We start from the raw sequence: 16,526 nt of genomic DNA on the forward strand, positions 1-16,526 counted from the left end.
ATGCCGATCCTGGTGATCACGGGTACGGGCACGGAGGTCGGCAAGACGGTCACGACCGCCGCGGTCGCCGCGACGGCGATGGGCGCCGGCCGGTCGGTGGCGGTGCTCAAGGCCGCGCAGACCGGCGTAGGGCCGGACGAGGACGGCGACGCGGAGGAGGTCACGCGCCTCGCGGGCGTGGTGACGACCGCCGAACTCGCCCGCTACCCCGACCCGTTGGCCCCGGCGACGGCGGCGCGCCGGGCCGCTCGGCCTGCGGTCCGCCCGCAGGAGATCGCCGAGGCGGCCGCCAAGTTGGCCGCCGAGCACGACCTGGTGCTGGTGGAGGGGGCGGGCGGACTACTCGTCCGCTTCGACGAGACGGGCGGCACGCTGGCGGACGCGGCCGAGCTGATGGCGGCGCCGGTTCTCGTGGTGGCGTCGGCAGGTCTGGGCACGTTGAACACGACGGAGCTGACGGCGCGTGAACTGCGCTCACGCCGAGTGGACCTGCTGGGCGTGGTGATCGGCAGCTGGCCCGCGGCACCGGATCTGGCGTCGCGCTGCAATGTCGCGGACCTGCCCGAGGTGGCGGGGGCGCCGCTGCTGGGTGCGGTGCCGACCGGCGCGGGGGCACTGGCACCGGCCGACTTCCGTGCTGCGGCGCCGGGTTGGCTGGCGCCGCGGTTGTTCGGGACCTGGGATGCGGAGGGGTTCCGGGGGAGGGAGGCGCCGTGAAGCCCGCCGCTCCCGCGGAGTGGGACGAATTGATCGACACGTGGGACGAGATCCGCCAGGGCTACTACCTCGGCGATGCGCCGAGGGCGGTGCTGGACTGCGCGAGGAACCTCGTGGCGAGCGTCCGAGCCGGCAGTCCGGACACCGCTCTGTGGACCCTCGGACTGGTGCTGATAGGGCCCTACGTGATCTACGCCCGTCCGGATGCAGCGGCCGAGGCCCGTGTGCTGAAGGCGATGGGCGCCGTCGAGCAGGCGCTCGGAGGGACGACCTGCGCCCACGACGAGCATCCGTGTGACGACATGCCGCTCGACGACGAGCTGGACAACCTTCGCGACGTCCTGGAAATGCTGGCCCACGTCGATCCCCGGCCCGACGCCGAGTCGGAGGACTTGTTCGAACACCGGATGACGCGGGAGATCTGGACCTGCCCGCGGAACCTCGCCGGGTTCGCCCGCGCCTTCGCCGACGCCTAGCCGGTCCCGCCTCCCTCGCTCTCGTCGACCTCGGCGATGAGCCGCACCAGCTCGATACGGGAACGAATCCCCAGGCGGCTGAAGACGCCCCGCAGGTGGTGGTCGATCGTGCGCGGGCTGAGGGCGAGGCGATCGGCGATCTCGCGGTTGGTGGCTCCCTCTGCGGCCATACGGGCGACCAGGAATTGCTGGGCCGTGAGGCGGCCGGTCGGATTGTCGGGGCCGGTTCGCGTGGGGGTGGCCGGCGTGCCCAGGGCGCGGAGTTCGGAGCGGGCCCGGGCCGCGCAGTGCGGGGCGCCGAAGGAGTCGAACGCCTCCAGGGCGCTGTGCAGGCGGTCGCGTGCCTCCGTACGGCGGCGCAGCCGGCGCAGGGTGCTGCCGAACAGCAGCTCCGTGCGAGCACGTTCGAAGTCGCGGGTGCCGTGGGAGTGCAGGTCGAGGGCCACCCGGTAGTGGTCCACGGCTTCCGCGCCGGGCGTGAGGAGGGCTCGGCAGCGGGCGCTGAGGGCCAGGTCGTCGGGGCTGCGCACGGCGTTCGCCCAGCGGTGATAGTCGGCGTGGGCGACCCGGGCGACCCGGGTGTCGCCGGTGCGGACGGCGGCCTCGACGTAGTGCGGGGTGGCCAGGTGACGGACGGCCCGGTGGCCGTGCCCGGGTCCGAACCCGGCCAGGGCGCGCAGCCGGGCGGCCGCGGCGGCGAAGCGGCCGCCGCTCAGGTCGAGGACGGCGAGCGCCCACTGGGCGAGCGCGGCGGGCAGGCCCAGGCCACGGGCGAGGGCGTACGACCGGGCGCTCGCGGCGCGTTCGCGGCAGAGGTCCGCGTCTCCGGTGAGCGCCGCGAACATGGCCAGGGCCGCCTGCAGATGACAGGCACCGTTGTCCTGACCGGTGGCGTGGGCCTGCCACAGCGCGTCCGTCGCGGCGGCCTCGCCGGCACGGGGGCGTCCGGTCCAGAAGTCGGCGTACACACGGAACTCCATCGCCTGCGGCACGGTCACGGGGGTGCCCCGCGCCCGGGCGGAGGCGGCCGCACGGACGGTCGCGGTGGCCGCGCGGGTGTGGTCGCCGAGGAGCAGGGCGGCGATCCCGGCGTGGATGAGCACGGTGGGGTCCCCACCCGGTCCGCATCGCCCGGCCGCCGCCTCCAGCAGGTCACGCGCATCCTCGTACCGCCCGTCGAACGCCGCCACGAGTCCGCCCAGCGTCCCCGGCGGGACGATCCCGAGCCGGTCGGCCACACGCGAGGCCTCGCGCAGGCGACGTAGGTCTCCGGTGTAGATGGCGGCTTCGGTGGCGCGGGCGAGGAGGTGGGTGGCGGGGGCCGGGGTGCGGGCCGTGAACCGCGAGCCCTCCCGCGCCCCGGCATCACACCCCGTCCGAACCGCCGCCGACACCAACGCGTCGAACGCCTCGCCCGCATTCCCCGCCCGCAGGGCAAGCACCCCGCTCAGGGCGTCCTCGGAGCCGGCAGCCGCCAACCGCCGTGCCCGTTCGCCGTCGCCCGATCGCCAGGCGTACCCGGCTGCCCGGGTCAGCAGGCGGGCCTGCTCGGACGGTTCGGGGCACAGGGCTGCGGCCCGTTCCGCCAATGCCCGCCCCAAGGGGAACCGCCCCGCAGTTGCTGCCGTGCGCGCGGCGGCGCCGAGTTCCGCCGCGAGTCGGCCACTGGGGCCGGGCGCGCCGGCACCCCGGTGCCAGGAGCGCCACGGCGTCTCCCCCGCGCCGCCCAGCACGCGGGCCAGCAGGCGGTGGACGTCGCGGCGGTCGGCCGGGGAGCCCGTCTCGTAGGCCGCGATCCGCGTCCACGCGTCGCGGAACACCACCCCGCCGGCACCCGCGTGCGCGATCCCGGCAGCGTCGGCCGCGTCCAGGGACCGGGTGTCGAGGCGGGCGGCCATGACGGCGCGCAGAAAGGCGTCGGTGGGGACCGGGTACTGGTCGGCCGCGGCGAGGAGCAGGAGCAGGCGGGTGTCGTCCGGCAACGCCCGTATCTCCGCCCGGCGTTCACGCAGCAGGGCCGGGGCCAGCCCGGCCGGGTCCGTGGGCAGCGGGTCGAGGCCCCTCGCCTGGCGGTCGGTCAGACGCGGGACCAGTTCGGCGGCGGCCCGCGGATCGCCGTACACGGCACGCAGCACCCGTACCCGGACCCCTTCGGGAAGGGTGGCGGCCCGTTCTCGCCACGCGTCCGTGCGCTGCGGTGGCGAAGTGCGGTCAAGAGGTGGGGGGTTCACCGGTGTCACCACACGAATGACGTTACTGGCGAGTTATTTGAACCGTAAAGACCGGCGATTTCACCGATGCGGCGCGCGTAGACCTGCTCGACACTCCTGACAACCCCACACGTTTCAGGAGGCATCATGCAGCGCCACAAGCGTCGCATCGCCACGGCCGCCTCGGCCCTGGCCGCATCGCTCCTTCTGTCACTGTCCCTCTCCCCCACACCCGCGCACGCCGCGACCCACGACCCCGTCGTCTTCGTGCACGGCCTGAGCAGCTCGGCGAGCAGCTGGGACGACTGGGCCGGCTACTTCGAGGCCGACGGTTACGCGGCGGCCGAGCTGGACGCCTGGTCGTACGACTGGGCCCAGTCGAACGCCACCACCGCCCAGCAGCTCGCGACCGAGATCAGAAACGTGCTCGCCCGGACCGGCGCCTCGAAGGTCGACCTGGTCGTTCACTCGCTGGGCGCGCTCAGTTCCCGCTACTACCTCAAGAACCTCGGCGGTACGTCGTACGTCGACGACTTCGTCTCCACGGCCGGGGTGAACCACGGCACGTCCACCGCCTCGTGGTGCGCGTGGCTGTACACCTCCTGCGCGGAGATGAACACCGGCAGCTCGTTCCTCACCGCCCTGAACTCCGGCGACGAGACCCCGGGCGGCGTGTCGTACGCCAGCTACTGGTCGAACTGCGACGAGGCGCTCACGCCCGACACCACGGCGATCCTGAGCGGCGCGACGAACGTCGAGGTCGGCTGTGTCTCGCACACCGACATGAACAACGACCACGGCGTGTACGAACAGGTCCGGGACTTCATCGGCTGAGGCGGCCCGGAACCGCAGCCACCGCAACGGCGGGGGGTGCGTCGGCCCCTTACGGGGGACAATCAGGGTGAGTCACGTCCCGCCCGGGAGGTCCCCATGGCCCTACGGTCCCCACGGTCCGCCGCCTCCGGCAAGGTGCCACGGGATGCCGTGCACCACCCGCTGTTCGCCCGCTTCTACGCCCGGACCAGCGTCAGCGCCGAGACCCGGATGGGCATGGGCGGTGTCCGCGACCGGCTGCTGGCCGGGCTGTCCGGCCGGGTGATCGAGATCGGCGCGGGCAACGGCCTGAACTTCGCGCACTATCCGGGGGCCGTCTCGGAGGTCGTCGCCATCGAACCGGAGCGCCTGCTGCGGCAGTTGGCGGTGGAGTCGGCGCTGCGGGCGGGCGTGCCCGTGGATGTCGTGCCGGGCGCGGCGGAGGCGCTGCCGGTCAAGAGCGAGGCCTTCGACGCCGTTGTGCTCTCGCTGGTGCTGTGCAGCGTGCGGGACGTGCCGCGTGCGCTCGGTGAGGTACGGCGGGTGCTGCGGCCCGGCGGTGTCGTGCGGTTCTTCGAGCACGGGCGGGGCGGCGGGCGCGCCATGCTCCTCACTCAGCGCGCCCTGGACCGGACGGTGTGGCCGCTGGTGAGCGGCGGCTGCCATGTCTCCCGCGACCCGGTCGGGGCGCTGCGCGGGGCCGGCTTCGAACTCGGCCCCGTCCGGCGGGTGATGATGCCGGAGCGGGGGCCGACGTTGCCCTCGTCGTACTGCGCTCTCGGGACGGCATGGCGTCCGCCGGTCAGCGAGTAGTCACAGGCTCCACTGCCGCAGTTCCCGCGCGATGTCGTGCACCGTGGCCTCGCCGCCCTTCACCAGCCGGGCCAGGTCGCGCACCTGCTCGGGCGAGGTGACGACCTTGAGGCCGCTGGCGACGAGATAGGCGTAGGCGACGGCGGAGGCGAACAGGGCGTTGGAGCGCTCCAGCGCGGGGACGTGGATGAGGAGTTGGAGCAGGGATGCGGCTCGGGTCTGCGGGCTGTCGTAGACGGGGACGTCGAATATCTCGGCCTCATGGCGTGCGACGGCCGCGACGAGGGCTCCCCAGTCGGTGACCTGGGGGTCCCCCGGCGTGTTCTGTTCGGCGAGCATCAGCAGCCAGGCAAGGTCGATGTTCAGATGGCTCAACGGATCAGTGGCGACCTTCGCGCGTGCCCTCACGGTCCGCGCCGAACTCTTCGGCGAACACCGACTCGTACTGCTTCATGAAATCGGCGGCGGCCTCCACGAACGTGTTGCCGACCTCGCCGGTGTCCTGCTTGACCAGCTCCTCGATGTAGCGGTTGACGCTCACACCTCGGGCCAGCGCGCGTTCACGGGCGGCGCGGGCCGTGCCCTCGTCCACCCTCACGTTCAACTGGGTCTTCGCCATACTTCGAAGCTAGCGCGATCGCGCTAGCACGGCAAGAGTCCACTCCGGGGGTCACCGGGGATCAAGGGGCCGTCCCCGGATCGGCGGGTGCCCCTTACATCGATATCAGGGACCCGACCTGCGGCGGAGACCGACCGGGACCTCGGGGGGATACCGGGTGTGTGGTGGATCACATTAGTCTCGGCGGTGACGACGAGTCGTTCCGTCCATGAGGAGGCGGTCTTGTCCACAGCAGCTGCCCGTTACGCCCCGGGCCCCGCGTCGGCCGACGGCATCGCGGCCCGCGCCCGCGGTCTGACCAAGGCGTACGGCTCGGGTGAGACCACGGTGCTCGCCCTCGACTCGGTGGACGTGGACATCGCGCGCGGGCGCTTCACCGCCGTCATGGGGCCGTCGGGTTCCGGGAAGTCCACGCTGATGCACTGTCTGGCGGGCCTCGACAACGTCTCGGCGGGACAGGTGTGGCTCGGCGACACCGAGATCACCGGGCTGAAGGAGCGTGAGCTGACCCGGCTGCGGCGGGACCGGATCGGGTTCATGTTCCAGTCGTTCAACCTGATCCCGACCCTGAACGCGGCCGAGAACATCACCCTGCCCATGGACATCGCGGGCAAGAAGCCCGACGAGAAGTGGCTGGACCAGGTCATCGACACACTCGGGCTGCGGGACCGCCTCAAGCACCGGCCGTCCCAGCTCTCCGGCGGCCAGCAGCAACGCGTCGCCTGCGCCCGCGCGCTGGCCTCGCGGCCGGAGCTGATCTTCGCGGACGAGCCGACCGGCAATCTCGACTCGCGCGCCGGCCTGGAGGTGCTCGGCTTCCTGCGCGAGGCCGTCGACCAGCTGGGGCAGACCGTCGTCATGGTCACCCATGACCCGGGCGCCGCCGCCCACTCCGACCTGGTGCTCTTCCTGGGCGACGGACGGATCGTCGACGAGATGGAACGGCCGACGGCGGATGCCGTACTGGAGCGCATGAAGCGTTTCGACGTGACCCGCGGCCCGTTCGACGGCGGCGGCCCCGCACCGGGGGCGATCCCCGGCAACGGGCCGGCGTCCGCCTCGCCCGCACCGTCCGAGCGGCCCGCCCCGCCCGAGGAGCGCTGACCCGGTGCTCAAGGCGACGCTCAGGAGCTTCCTCGCCCACAAGGGGCGGCTGCTGCTCTCCGCCCTGGCGGTGATCCTTTCCGTGGCCTTCGTCGCGGGCAGCCTGATCTTCTCGGACACCGTCAGCCGCACGTTCGACCGGCTCTTCGCCTCGACCGCCGCCGACGTCACCGTCACCCCGAAGGAGACCCTCGACGAGACGATCCCCTCCGGGCAGACCCTGACCCTGCCGGCCTCGCTCGCCGACCGGCTGGCCCGGGTCGACGGCGTCGCGGCGGCACGCCCGGACGTGGACGTCGAGGGCCTCACCGTCGCCGACAAGAACCGCAAGTCGGTGGGCCCGACCACCGGCGCCCCGACCATCGGCACGGCCTGGAACCCGACCGAGCGCAGCCCCGTGGAGCTCACCTCCGGGCACGCCCCGAAGGGCGACGCGCAGGTGCTGATCGACGCGGAGACCGCCGACAGCAAGGACGTACGGATCGGCGACCGTCTGACGGTCATCGGGCAGGAGGGCTCCTTCCCGGTCGAGGTCGTCGGCATCGTCACCTTCACCACCACCAACCCCGGCGCCGCACTGGTCTTCTTCGACACCGAGGCCGCTCAGACGAAGCTCCTGGGCGACCCGAAGGCGGCCACCAGCATCTCGATCGACGCGGCCGAGGGCGTCAGCGACACGGACCTCAAGCGGCGCGTGGCCGAGCAGCTCGGCGGTGACACCGGCGCCTACGAACTGCGCACCGCCGACGAGCAGGCCCAGTCGGACGTCGAACAGCTGGGCGGGTTCCTCGACATCATCAAGTACGTGATGCTCGGCTTCGCCGGGATCGCCGTACTCGTGGGCGTCTTCCTGATCGTCAACACCTTCTCCATGCTGATCGCCCAGCGCACCCGCGAGCTGGGCCTCCTGCGGGCCCTCGGCGCGGACCGGCGCCAGGTGCGGCGCTCGGTCCTCGCCGAGGCGCTGTTGCTCGGCCTGGTCGGCTCGACGCTGGGGCTCGCGGCCGGCATCGGGCTGGCCGTCGCGCTCATCGAGCTGATGGGCCTGCTGGGCATGAACATCAGGGCCGCCGAGATGGTCATCGGCTGGGGGACGCCGGTCGTCGCGTACGTCGTCGGCCTCGGTGTCACCTTCGTCGCGGCCTACCTCCCGGCCCGGCGCGCGGCGGGCGTGTCGCCGATGGCGGCCCTCGCGGACGCCGAGATCGCCGACATCGGACGGCCGCTGCGGCTGCGGGCGGTCGTCGGCGCGGTGGTCGGGGCGGCCGGGGCGGCGGCGCTCGTGGGCTGTGCCGTGTCGTCGAAGACATCGACGGCGGCGTCCCTGCTGGGCCTCGGCGTCATCCTGACGCTCATCGCGACCGTGATCGCCGGACCGCTGCTCGTACGGCCGGTGATCCGGGTCCTCGGCGGGGCCTTCCCCGCTCTGTTCGGCACGATCGGCCGGATGAGCCAGCGCAACGCCCTGCGCAATCCACGCCGCACCGGCGCCACGGCCGCCGCCCTGATGGTCGGCCTCGCGCTGGTCGGCGGGATGTCGGTGGCGAGCGCCTCGATGACCAAGTCGTTCGACGAGCAGATCGACAAGACGCTGGGCGCCGACTTCGTGGTGCAGAACAGCAACTTCGTGCCGTTCCCCCGGGAGATCACCGACCGGATCCGGGACACCGAGGGCGTGGGCCTCGTCGTACGCTCGCAGTTCACGACGATCGCGGTGCGCCTGCCGGACGGCGACCGCGTGCAGACGACCGCCGCGGCCTATGAACCGCAGCTCGACGAGGTCGCCAACATCACCTACGCACAGGGCGACAGCGCGGCGGCCCTTGCGGACGGGCACCTCGCCATGGACAAGGATTTCGCCGAGGACCACGGCGTACGCGTCGGCAGCACCGTCCCCGTCGAGTTCCAGGGCGACCGGCGGGCCGAGCTGACGGTGGGCGCCCTCACCGACCAGGAGTCCGCCGACGGGTTCGGCTCCCAGGGCGGCATCTACTTCGGCCTGGCCACGCTGGAGAAGTACGCGCCGGGCGGGCAGGACGCCGCCGTGTACGTCAACGCCGCCTCCGGCACGAGCGCGGGCGACCTGCGGGCCGGCCTGGAGAAGACGCTGGACCCGTATCCGCAGGTGCAGGTCCGGGACATCGCCGACTACAAGCAGCTGGTGCACGATCAGATCGCCGTGCTGCTCTACCTCGTGTACGCCCTGCTCGGCCTCGCGATCATCATCGCGGTGCTCGGCGTGGTCAACACCCTCGCACTGTCGGTCGTCGAACGCACCCGGGAGATCGGGCTGCTCAGGGCCATCGGGCTCGCACGCCGGCAACTGCGCCGCATGATCCGCCTGGAGTCGGTGGTGATCGCCGTGTTCGGCGCGGTCCTCGGGCTCGCGCTGGGGCTGGTGTGGGGGGTGTGCACCCAGCAGGTGCTGGCGTTGCAGGGCATGACGGCGCTGGCGATCCCCTGGGGCACGATCGTGGCCGTGGTGATCGGCTCGGCGGTGGTGGGCGTGGTGGCGGCATTGCTGCCCGCGTTGCGTGCATCGCGCATGAATGTGCTGGCGGCCATCGCGCACGAGTGATGGAATCGCGGCAGCCGCTCAAGTCCCGTCAAGGTGAGGAGAGTTCATGTCGCGACCGGTGGGCCCCCGTCCGTTCCGTTTCGGCGTCAACCTGATGACCGCCGCCCCTGCCGACGAGTGGCGCGCCAAGTGCCGCCGGGCCGAGGAACTCGGCTACGACGTGATCCTGGTCCCGGACCATCTGGGCATGCCGGCGCCGTTCCCGGCCCTGGTCGCGGCGGCCGAGGCGACCGAGCGGCCGCGCCTGGGCACGTTCGTGCTCAACGCGGGGTTCTGGAACCCGGCCCTGCTCGCCCGGGAGGTGGCGACGACCGACGCGCTGACGGGCGGTCGGCTGGAACTGGGGCTGGGCGCGGGTTACGTGCAGGCGGAGCACGACACCGCGGGTCTGCCGTTCGGTACTCCTCGCGAGCGCGTGGACCATCTGCGGCGCACGGTCGAGGAACTCGGGCGGCTGCTCGTCGCCGAGTCGTACCAGCCGCAGCCCACGCAGCAGCCCCGAGTGCCGCTGCTGGTCGGCGGCAACGGCGACCGCGTCCTGCGGCTGACCGCCGAGCACGCCGACATCGCGGCATTCGGAGGCGCCTACCCGGACCCGAAGAGCTCGACCGGGCGGCTGCTCCCCGTCACGGCCGAGCAGCTCGACGAACGGGTGGCCCGCTACCGGAAGTTCGCGGCGGATCGGCCGGAACCGGCCGAGTTGAACCTGCTTCTGCAGATGGTGACCGTCACGGAGGACCGCGAGGCCGTGATCCAGCCGCTCCTCGACCGGGTGCCGGAGCTGACCCTGGAGCAGGCCCTGGAGCTGCCCATCATCATGACCGGCACCCTGGACCAGATCGCCGCGCAGGTGCTGGCCCAGCGCGAGCGGTACGGATTCTCGTATCTGACGGTCCTCGAGCCGTACATGGAGGCGTTTGCCCCGGTGATGGCGGGGCTGCGCGGCAAGTAGCCGTCCGGATAATGGAATTCCGCTTCCCGTTCCGCCGCCCGTGATGGGATCGCGGCATGACTGATCTGCGGATACGGCCCGCGACGGCCGGCGACCTCGACAGCGTGCTGGCCTTCTGGAAGACGGCCGCCGAGGGCACGAGCATCAGTGACGACCGGGACGGCGTGGAGGGGCTGGTCGCCCGCGATCCCGAGGCGCTGATCCTGGCGGAGCTGGACGGCGAGCTGGTCGGCACGGTGATCGCGGGCTTCGACGGCTGGCGCTGCCATCTGTACCGGCTGGCGGTGCACCCGCAGCGCCGCCGCCGCGGCATCGGCTCGGCGCTGCTGGCCGCGGCGGAGGAGCGGTTCGTACGGCTGGGAGGGCGCCGTGGTGACGCGATGGTGCTCCAGCGCAACGAGAGCGCGCACCATGCCTGGCGCGCGGCCGGGTACTCGCCGGAGGATCACTGGCGGCGGTGGGTGAAGCCGCTGAACGACTGAATCAGCTCGGACAGGGATCACACACGGATCAATACCGAATCACTTTGCCCGTCCTTTACTATTGCTGGACCACTTCGGCCCTCCAAGGAAAGGTGTGAGCGTCCGCCCATGGGCGAGCCTCCCAGTACCCGACATCGCGCGATCCTCCCCACCCTGTCCGACCATGGGACGGAGGTGACCCGATGACCGAAGTGCTCCTCCTGCTGGTGGCGATCCTGCTGTCGCTGGCCTGCGGTGCCTTCGTCGCGGCGGAGTTCTCGCTGACCACGGTCGAGCGCAGCGAGCTGGAGCGAGCCGTGGAACGCGGCGAGCGGGGCGCGTCCGGCGCCCTGAAAGCCGTACGGAATCTGACGTTCCAGCTCTCCGGCGCACAGCTCGGCATCACCGTCACCAACCTGGTCGTCGGCATGCTCGCCGAGCCGTCGATCGCCAGGCTCATCGCGGGCCCGCTGGAGGCGCTCGGCATCTCCCACTCGGCGTCGGGCTCGATCGCGCTGGTGATCGGCACGGCGCTGTCGACGATCGTCCTGATGGTCGTCGGCGAGCTGGTGCCCAAGAACTGGGCGATCTCCTCGCCCCTGGCCGTGGCCAAGCGGGTCGGGAACGCGCAGCGCTGGTTCAGCGCGATCTTCCGCCCCTTCATCACTCACCTCAACAACACGGCGAACCGCATCGTCCGCCGCTTCGGGGTGGAACCCACCGAGGAGCTGGCCGCCGCGCGCGGGCCCCAGGAGCTGGCCGCCCTCGCCCGGCACTCCGCCCGTGAGGGTGCGCTGGAGGCGGACACCGCCGAGCTCTTCGTACGGACGCTGAACCTGGCCGACCTGACCGCGGAGAACGTCATGACCCCGCGCGTCCAGGTCGTCGCCCTCGACGCCCAGGCGACCTGCGAGGACGTGGCGAACGCGACGCGGGCGACCGGGCTGTCCCGGTTCCCCGTCTACCGCGGCAGCCTCGACGCGGTCGTGGGGACCGCGCACATCAAGGACATCCTGGCGGTGCCCGCCGGGGCCCGTCCGCGCGTCTCCGTCGCCGAGCTGATGCGCGAGCCGCTCCTGGTCCCCGAGACGCTCACCGTCGACCGGCTCCTGGACCGGCTGTCCGGCAAGCGCACCATGGCCGTGGTGATCGACGAGTACGGCGGCACGGCGGGCGTGGCGACGCTCGAGGACATCGTCGAGGAGGTCGTCGGCGAGGTGCGGGACGAGCACGACCCGCACGAGACACCCGACCTCGCCCAGGCCGGCAGCGACGACGAGGGCCGGGCGCTGTACTCCGCCGACGGCTCGGCGCGGGTGGACCAGCTCGCGCGCGTGGGGCTGAGAGCGCCCGACGGGCCGTACGAGACCCTGGCCGGTCTCGTCGCGACGGAGCTCGGCCGCATCCCCGCGGTCGGTGACTGTGTCGAGGTCGTCGGCTGGCGCCTCGACGTGGTGGACGCCGCGGGGCGCAGGGCCGCGCGGGTGCTGATGCACGCGCCGCTGGACGACGCGGCGGAGCAGGACGAGAAGGAGGGCGAGCGATGACCGCCGTACAGCTGCTCATCGGTTTCGCGACGCTGGTCGTGAACGCCTTCTTCGTGGGCGCCGAGTTCGCGCTCATCTCGGTTCGGCGCTCGCAGATCGAGCCGTACGCCGACCAGGGCGACCGGCGCGCCAAGAGCGTGCTGTGGGGTCTGCAGCACGTGTCCGCGCTGATGGCCGCGGCACAGCTCGGCATCACGCTGTGCACGCTGGTGCTCGGTGTGGTCGCGGAGCCCGCCATCGAGCATCTGCTGGAGCCGGTGTTCCACGCGGTGGGCGTGCCGGAGGGCGCGGGGCACGTGGTGTCCTTCGTGATCGCGCTGTCGCTGGCCACGTATCTGCACATGCTGCTCGGCGAGATGGTGCCGAAGAACATCGCGCTGGCCGAGCCGGTGCGCAGCGCCCTGGTGCTCGGCCCGCCGCTGGTCACGCTGTCGCGGGCGCTGCGGCCGGTGATCTTCACGATCAACGCTTTCGCCAACGCGCTCCTGAAGCTGATGCGCGTCGAGACCAAGGACGAGGTCACCGCCACGTTCTCGGACGCCGAGCTGGCCCGCCTGGTGCGGGACTCCGGTGAGGCCGGCCTCATCGACGAGCGCGCGCGGGAGCGGTTGCACGACGCCCTGGAACTGGGTCGTCGGCCGGTGCGTGACGTGGTGCTTCCGCTGGAACGCGTCGTCTACGCGCGCGTGGGCGTCACTCCGGAGGAGCTGGAGGGGCTGTCGGCCGAGTCGGGCTTCTCCCGCTTCCCGGTCGTCGACTCCGGCCGCCACATCGTCGGCTATCTGCATGTGAAGGACGCGCTGGACGCCTCCCCGCGGGACGTGCCGTTCCAGGTGGACGACATGCGGCCCATCGCGCGCGTACGGGAGAGCACGCCGCTGGACGACGTGCTCACCGCCATGCGCGGCAGCCGGACGCACCTGGCGGCCGTGCTGGGGAGCGACGGGCGGCTGGGCGGTGTGGTGACCATGGAGGACGTGCTGCGGGAGCTGTTCGGGCAGCGGGCGTGAGGTCGGGGGACGCAGGCCGACCGACCGACGGGTATGTGCACGGGATACTATTTCTGTCGCCATGCAGACGAATCCCACCTACAGCAGCCTGGTCGCGGTCGGCGACTCCTTCACTGAGGGCATGTCGGACCTCCTCCCGGACGGCTCCTACCGGGGCTGGGCCGACCTCCTCGCCGGCCGGATGGCCGCCCGTACGCCCGGCTTCCGGTACGCCAACCTCGCGGTGCGCGGGAAGCTGATCCGCCAGATAGTCGACGAGCAGGTCGAGGTTGCGGCGGCCATGCAGGCCGACGTGATCACGCTGGTCGGCGGGCTCAACGACACCCTGCGGCCCAAGTGCGACATGGTGCGCGTGCGCGCCTTGCTGACCGAGGCCGTGGAGCGGCTGGCCCCGTCCTGCAAACAGCTGGTCCTGATGCGCAGCCCCGGCCGCCAGGGCCCGGTGCTGGAGCGGTTCCGGCCGCGCATGGAGGAGCTGTTCGCCCACGTGGACGAGCTGGCCGCGCGGCACGGCGCCGTCGTCGTCGACCTGTACGGCGCCCCGTCGCTCAGTGACCCGCGCCTGTGGGACGTGGACCGGCTGCACCTCTCGGCTGAGGGGCACCGCAGGGTCGCTGAGGCCGTGTGGCAGACGCTCGGGTACGACCCCGAGGACACCGAGTGGCGTACGCCGATGCCGGCCACGCTGCCGCCGGGGTGGACCTCGCGGCGGGTCGCCGACGCCCGGTTCGCCCGGCAGTACCTGCTGCCCTGGATCGGACGCCGCCTGACCGGCCGCTCCTCCGGCGACGGCCGCCCGGCGAAGCGGCCGGGTCTGCTGCCGTACGAGGACACGGTGGAGTAGCGCCGGAGCCGTCTGCGCGACGTGACGCACGTCTCGTACGTTCCGCCCAACCGGGCCGCGGCGCTGGCCTGCACAAACCGCCAGTAGAATCTGGACACTGTTCTGCGTCCGCATCTCCCACCGCAGGTCAGAGGCCATATGGGAGACCTGGGCAGAGATCGTTTCTCACAATTTCTCACGTAGCGGCCTTCGGGTCACCACCGTGGAACACGTCCCATGCCGCGGCGGCGGCCCGCATGTCCTCCGGCGTGACATGGACGTACTTACGCTTCGTGAAGTTGGCGTTCGTGTGCCCCGCCCACGCGGCCAGCACGACGTCAGGAACGCCGTTCACCGCCAGGTAGGACAAGCAGCTGTGCCGCGCGTCGTACAGACGGACACGGCGCAACTGCAGCTCATCCATGAGCCGGTAGGCGTGCTCGCGCAGCTTCCGCGTATTCAGGGCAATCCCTAGCTCGTCGACGAGGACGTAGCCGGTATCGGTGTAGCCCTCGCCCGCGGCGAGCTTCTCCCGGGCCTGCTGCGCCTTGAACCTCTTCAGCGCTTCCCACGGCCACTGAGGCAGCGGCAGTCCCCGTTCGCCGGCAGCCGTCTTGGCGTCCTTCTCCAGCACCTTGACGTTCCCGATCATCGTGCGGGTGTTGGTCATCTCCAGAACGCCGCGCTGCAGGTCGATGTCCACCCAGCGCTGCCCGCACACCTCGGCCGGACGCAGCCCCATCAGGGACAGCAGCAGCGGGGCGTACAGCCGGTCCGACTCGATGCCACGGATGAACGTCTGCACCTCCTCCACCGTCCACGGCTTGACCTCAACCCGCTCCCGCTTGTCGGTCTTCTTGTCGACGAGTGCCACCCGCACGTGCTGCGCCGGATTCACGGCGATCAGCTTCCGCACGACCGCACGGCTCAGCGCCTCCTTCAGGCGGGTGAGGACGCCGTCAACCGTGGACACAGCGAGCCGCGTACCAGGCGTGCCGCCCATGCGACGGCCCTGACGGACGATGTCATCGACGCAGCCCTGCACCTGATCCTCGGTCAACTCCTGCAGCCGCACATGCCCGAGACGGTCGTGCACGTGGACCAGGGCGAGCCGGTACGTGCGGATCGTGGTTTCCTCGACGTCCCGCTGCTTGTACTCCAGCCACTGGTCAAGCCACTCCCCCAGCGTGAGCTTGCTGGGGGCGATGAAGGTGCCCGAGGAGCGAGCGGCAATGATCCTGGCGCGTTCCTCCTTAACCTCCGTCTTCGTGTCCTTGGTGATCGTGAGCTGGATTCGCTTGCCGTTCTCGTCGTGGCCAGCGTCGACCACCGTGCGCCACCGCACCGTGCCGTCCTGCAGGACGATCCGCTTCGGCTCAGCCATCCTCGTAACCCTCTCTCCTCACTGCAACTTGATGGGGCGAGCACGCGGAACGGACCGGGCCCGGTGGACCTTGGGGGCCTCCTCGCCGGGCGGCGACGCGTACAACGCTGGCCGTGGGCCTGGGGGCGGCACCGGCTCCTTGGGCACCTGGCGCAGCGGCACGTCGTGCCCCGCTGCCCAAGCCCGGCGAGCCGCCAGCCAGTCGCACAGACCCATGTACCAAGTCCGATACTCCGGGAACGGATCGTCCGACGCGGCCGGCTCCCGCCACTCCCGCCAGTCGAACCGGCGCAGATGCTCGGGCACGCTCGACTCACTTCGCTGCCGGCGCCTCACGACGCATCCCCTTCCCGCGGCGGCCAGATCGGACGGACCGGCGCCAGCGACCGCGCCCCGTGATGCCGGGCGATCGCAGCCTTACGACCGCGCTGGGAAGGCGTCAGCCTCTCCTGGTCGTCCTCCCCCGGCCGCGTGGCCCCCAACTGCCGCAGCACCCGCGACAGAGCCAGACGGTGACCGCGGATCTCCCGGATCAGCGGATTGGCGACCGGCTGCCCGCGCGAACCCTTCGACAACATCGCCGAGTTGGCCAGCAGGACACCCATCTCGTCAAGCTCGTCCGCCAGGCGGCACGCCTCCTCGAGGAGGATCAGCTCGTCGGGGTCGAGTTCGAGGTCCTCGAGCGTGTCCGTCCACAGCTTCAGACCGCGCTCACCGAGGCCGGCCGGGGGCGGAGTTGGGGTGTTCTCGTCATCAGCCACGGCTGACCTCCCTTGGTAAAACTGACGTTTCTGCGATGCAGCGATCCTTGATTGCTAAACGGCCCCGGTACCTGGGGGTGCGGGTGGAGGTGTGGGTCCCCAGGGTGTTCCCGCAGGTCAGAGGCATGATCAGGTATGTCTGTGCAGGTAGAGGGCGTGATCCGTAACGCCCCGGTGTGGCTGCTCGCTGTGTCGTCGCGTTCGCTTGCTTCGTTGATCAATTCGATTCGATTTCAAGTCTTTTGATCTTGTTTCGTT

17 protein-coding genes are annotated in these 16,526 nt (G+C 71.5%); 11 read left to right on the plus strand and 6 right to left on the minus strand.

The features are described from left to right. Complete coding sequence (bioD, locus tag ACZ7M7_RS20745; protein WP_451165834.1) at positions 1 to 717, plus strand: dethiobiotin synthase; 717 nt, start codon at positions 1 to 3, stop codon at positions 715 to 717. Beyond that, positions 714 to 1,193 (plus strand): hypothetical protein, encoded by a 480-nt coding sequence (locus ACZ7M7_RS20750; protein ID WP_472118905.1) that lies wholly within the window; start codon positions 714 to 716, stop codon positions 1,191 to 1,193. The genes bioD and ACZ7M7_RS20750 overlap by 4 nt, the downstream gene beginning before the upstream one ends. On the opposite strand, the gene ACZ7M7_RS20755 is transcribed toward ACZ7M7_RS20750, so the two are convergent. After that, the gene (locus tag ACZ7M7_RS20755) at positions 1,190 to 3,436 is read right to left on the minus strand and encodes a helix-turn-helix transcriptional regulator (protein ID WP_472118908.1); all 2,247 of its coding nucleotides are present in this window, start codon (positions 3,434 to 3,436) and stop codon (positions 1,190 to 1,192) included. The genes ACZ7M7_RS20750 and ACZ7M7_RS20755 overlap by 4 nt on opposite strands. A gap of 114 nt (positions 3,437 to 3,550) precedes the next feature. Here ACZ7M7_RS20755 and ACZ7M7_RS20760 point away from each other — a divergent pair, with 114 nt between their 5' ends. Beyond that, on the plus strand, positions 3,551 to 4,237 hold the full coding sequence (locus ACZ7M7_RS20760) for an esterase/lipase family protein (protein ID WP_383599360.1): 687 nt from the start codon (positions 3,551 to 3,553) through the stop codon (positions 4,235 to 4,237). A gap of 96 nt (positions 4,238 to 4,333) precedes the next feature. Next, entirely contained in the window at positions 4,334 to 5,029 is a 696-nt protein-coding gene (locus tag ACZ7M7_RS20765) for a class I SAM-dependent methyltransferase (RefSeq protein ID WP_383599363.1), read from the plus strand. Here the strand turns inward: ACZ7M7_RS20765 and ACZ7M7_RS20770 are convergent, their stop codons facing one another. Together ACZ7M7_RS20770 and ACZ7M7_RS20775 are read right to left on the minus strand one after the other, a co-directional pair. Continuing rightward, entirely contained in the window at positions 5,030 to 5,404 is a 375-nt protein-coding gene (locus ACZ7M7_RS20770; RefSeq protein WP_472118911.1) for a fic family toxin-antitoxin system, toxin component, read from the minus strand. It abuts the gene before it with no gap. A gap of 4 nt (positions 5,405 to 5,408) precedes the next feature. Continuing rightward, positions 5,409 to 5,648 (minus strand): toxin-antitoxin system HicB family antitoxin, encoded by a 240-nt coding sequence (locus ACZ7M7_RS20775; RefSeq protein WP_383599366.1) that lies wholly within the window; start codon positions 5,646 to 5,648, stop codon positions 5,409 to 5,411. A 222-nt stretch (positions 5,649 to 5,870) separates the two neighbouring features. Here ACZ7M7_RS20775 and ACZ7M7_RS20780 point away from each other — a divergent pair, with 222 nt between their 5' ends. From ACZ7M7_RS20780 to ACZ7M7_RS20810, 7 genes are all read left to right on the plus strand, one after another. Next, positions 5,871 to 6,752, plus strand: coding sequence for an ABC transporter ATP-binding protein (locus ACZ7M7_RS20780; RefSeq protein ID WP_472118914.1), 882 nt, complete (start codon positions 5,871 to 5,873; stop codon positions 6,750 to 6,752). 4 nt (positions 6,753 to 6,756) lie between these two features. Then, positions 6,757 to 9,330: an ABC transporter permease gene (locus ACZ7M7_RS20785; protein ID WP_451165824.1), complete on the plus strand. Its 2,574-nt coding sequence runs from the start codon at positions 6,757 to 6,759 to the stop codon at positions 9,328 to 9,330. A gap of 46 nt (positions 9,331 to 9,376) precedes the next feature. Continuing rightward, positions 9,377 to 10,282, plus strand: a complete 906-nt coding sequence (locus tag ACZ7M7_RS20790; RefSeq protein WP_472118917.1) for an LLM class F420-dependent oxidoreductase — start codon at positions 9,377 to 9,379, stop codon at positions 10,280 to 10,282. A 56-nt stretch (positions 10,283 to 10,338) separates the two neighbouring features. Further along, positions 10,339 to 10,764, plus strand: a complete 426-nt coding sequence (locus ACZ7M7_RS20795) for a GNAT family N-acetyltransferase (protein WP_472118920.1) — start codon at positions 10,339 to 10,341, stop codon at positions 10,762 to 10,764. 182 nt (positions 10,765 to 10,946) lie between these two features. After that, the gene (locus ACZ7M7_RS20800; RefSeq protein ID WP_472118923.1) at positions 10,947 to 12,290 is read left to right on the plus strand and encodes a hemolysin family protein; all 1,344 of its coding nucleotides are present in this window, start codon (positions 10,947 to 10,949) and stop codon (positions 12,288 to 12,290) included. After that, the gene (locus ACZ7M7_RS20805) at positions 12,287 to 13,300 is read left to right on the plus strand and encodes a hemolysin family protein (protein WP_383599382.1); all 1,014 of its coding nucleotides are present in this window, start codon (positions 12,287 to 12,289) and stop codon (positions 13,298 to 13,300) included. The genes ACZ7M7_RS20800 and ACZ7M7_RS20805 overlap by 4 nt, the downstream gene beginning before the upstream one ends. A 61-nt stretch (positions 13,301 to 13,361) precedes the next feature. Next, the gene (locus tag ACZ7M7_RS20810; RefSeq protein WP_383599385.1) at positions 13,362 to 14,144 is read left to right on the plus strand and encodes an SGNH/GDSL hydrolase family protein; all 783 of its coding nucleotides are present in this window, start codon (positions 13,362 to 13,364) and stop codon (positions 14,142 to 14,144) included. Between the two features lie 175 nt (positions 14,145 to 14,319). Here the strand turns inward: ACZ7M7_RS20810 and ACZ7M7_RS20815 are convergent, their stop codons facing one another. Genes ACZ7M7_RS20815 through ACZ7M7_RS20825 form a run of 3 tightly spaced genes read right to left on the minus strand, consistent with a single transcriptional unit; the run spans position 14,320 to position 16,268 of the window. Next, a complete protein-coding gene (locus tag ACZ7M7_RS20815) occupies positions 14,320 to 15,507 on the minus strand; it encodes a tyrosine-type recombinase/integrase (RefSeq protein ID WP_472118927.1) in 1,188 nt (395 codons plus the stop codon). Between the two features lie 18 nt (positions 15,508 to 15,525). Next, positions 15,526 to 15,813, minus strand: a complete 288-nt coding sequence (locus tag ACZ7M7_RS20820) for a hypothetical protein (RefSeq protein WP_472118930.1) — start codon at positions 15,811 to 15,813, stop codon at positions 15,526 to 15,528. A 26-nt stretch (positions 15,814 to 15,839) separates the two neighbouring features. Beyond that, positions 15,840 to 16,268: a hypothetical protein gene (locus tag ACZ7M7_RS20825; protein ID WP_472118933.1), complete on the minus strand. Its 429-nt coding sequence runs from the start codon at positions 16,266 to 16,268 to the stop codon at positions 15,840 to 15,842. Positions 16,269 to 16,526 lie beyond the last annotated feature (258 nt).

The sequence above is a fragment of the Streptomyces sp. NPDC111606 genome (genome assembly GCF_055656945.1).

What these genes read in the sequence shown, in the direction of transcription:
- ACZ7M7_RS20810 (WP_383599385.1), top strand. Translation starts at nt 13,362, where the DNA reads ATGCAGACGAATCCCACCTACAGCAGCCTGGTCGCGGTCGGCGACTCC.
- ACZ7M7_RS20815 (WP_472118927.1), bottom strand. Translation starts at nt 15,507, where the DNA reads ATGGCTGAGCCGAAGCGGATCGTCCTGCAGGACGGCACGGTGCGGTGG.
- ACZ7M7_RS20765 (WP_383599363.1), top strand. Translation starts at nt 4,334, where the DNA reads ATGGCCCTACGGTCCCCACGGTCCGCCGCCTCCGGCAAGGTGCCACGG.
- ACZ7M7_RS20760 (WP_383599360.1), top strand. Translation starts at nt 3,551, where the DNA reads ATGCAGCGCCACAAGCGTCGCATCGCCACGGCCGCCTCGGCCCTGGCC.
- ACZ7M7_RS20800 (WP_472118923.1), top strand. Translation starts at nt 10,947, where the DNA reads ATGACCGAAGTGCTCCTCCTGCTGGTGGCGATCCTGCTGTCGCTGGCC.
- ACZ7M7_RS20805 (WP_383599382.1), top strand. Translation starts at nt 12,287, where the DNA reads ATGACCGCCGTACAGCTGCTCATCGGTTTCGCGACGCTGGTCGTGAAC.
- ACZ7M7_RS20775 (WP_383599366.1), bottom strand. Translation starts at nt 5,648, where the DNA reads ATGGCGAAGACCCAGTTGAACGTGAGGGTGGACGAGGGCACGGCCCGC.
- bioD (WP_451165834.1), top strand. Translation starts at nt 1, where the DNA reads ATGCCGATCCTGGTGATCACGGGTACGGGCACGGAGGTCGGCAAGACG.
- ACZ7M7_RS20790 (WP_472118917.1), top strand. Translation starts at nt 9,377, where the DNA reads ATGTCGCGACCGGTGGGCCCCCGTCCGTTCCGTTTCGGCGTCAACCTG.
- ACZ7M7_RS20795 (WP_472118920.1), top strand. Translation starts at nt 10,339, where the DNA reads ATGACTGATCTGCGGATACGGCCCGCGACGGCCGGCGACCTCGACAGC.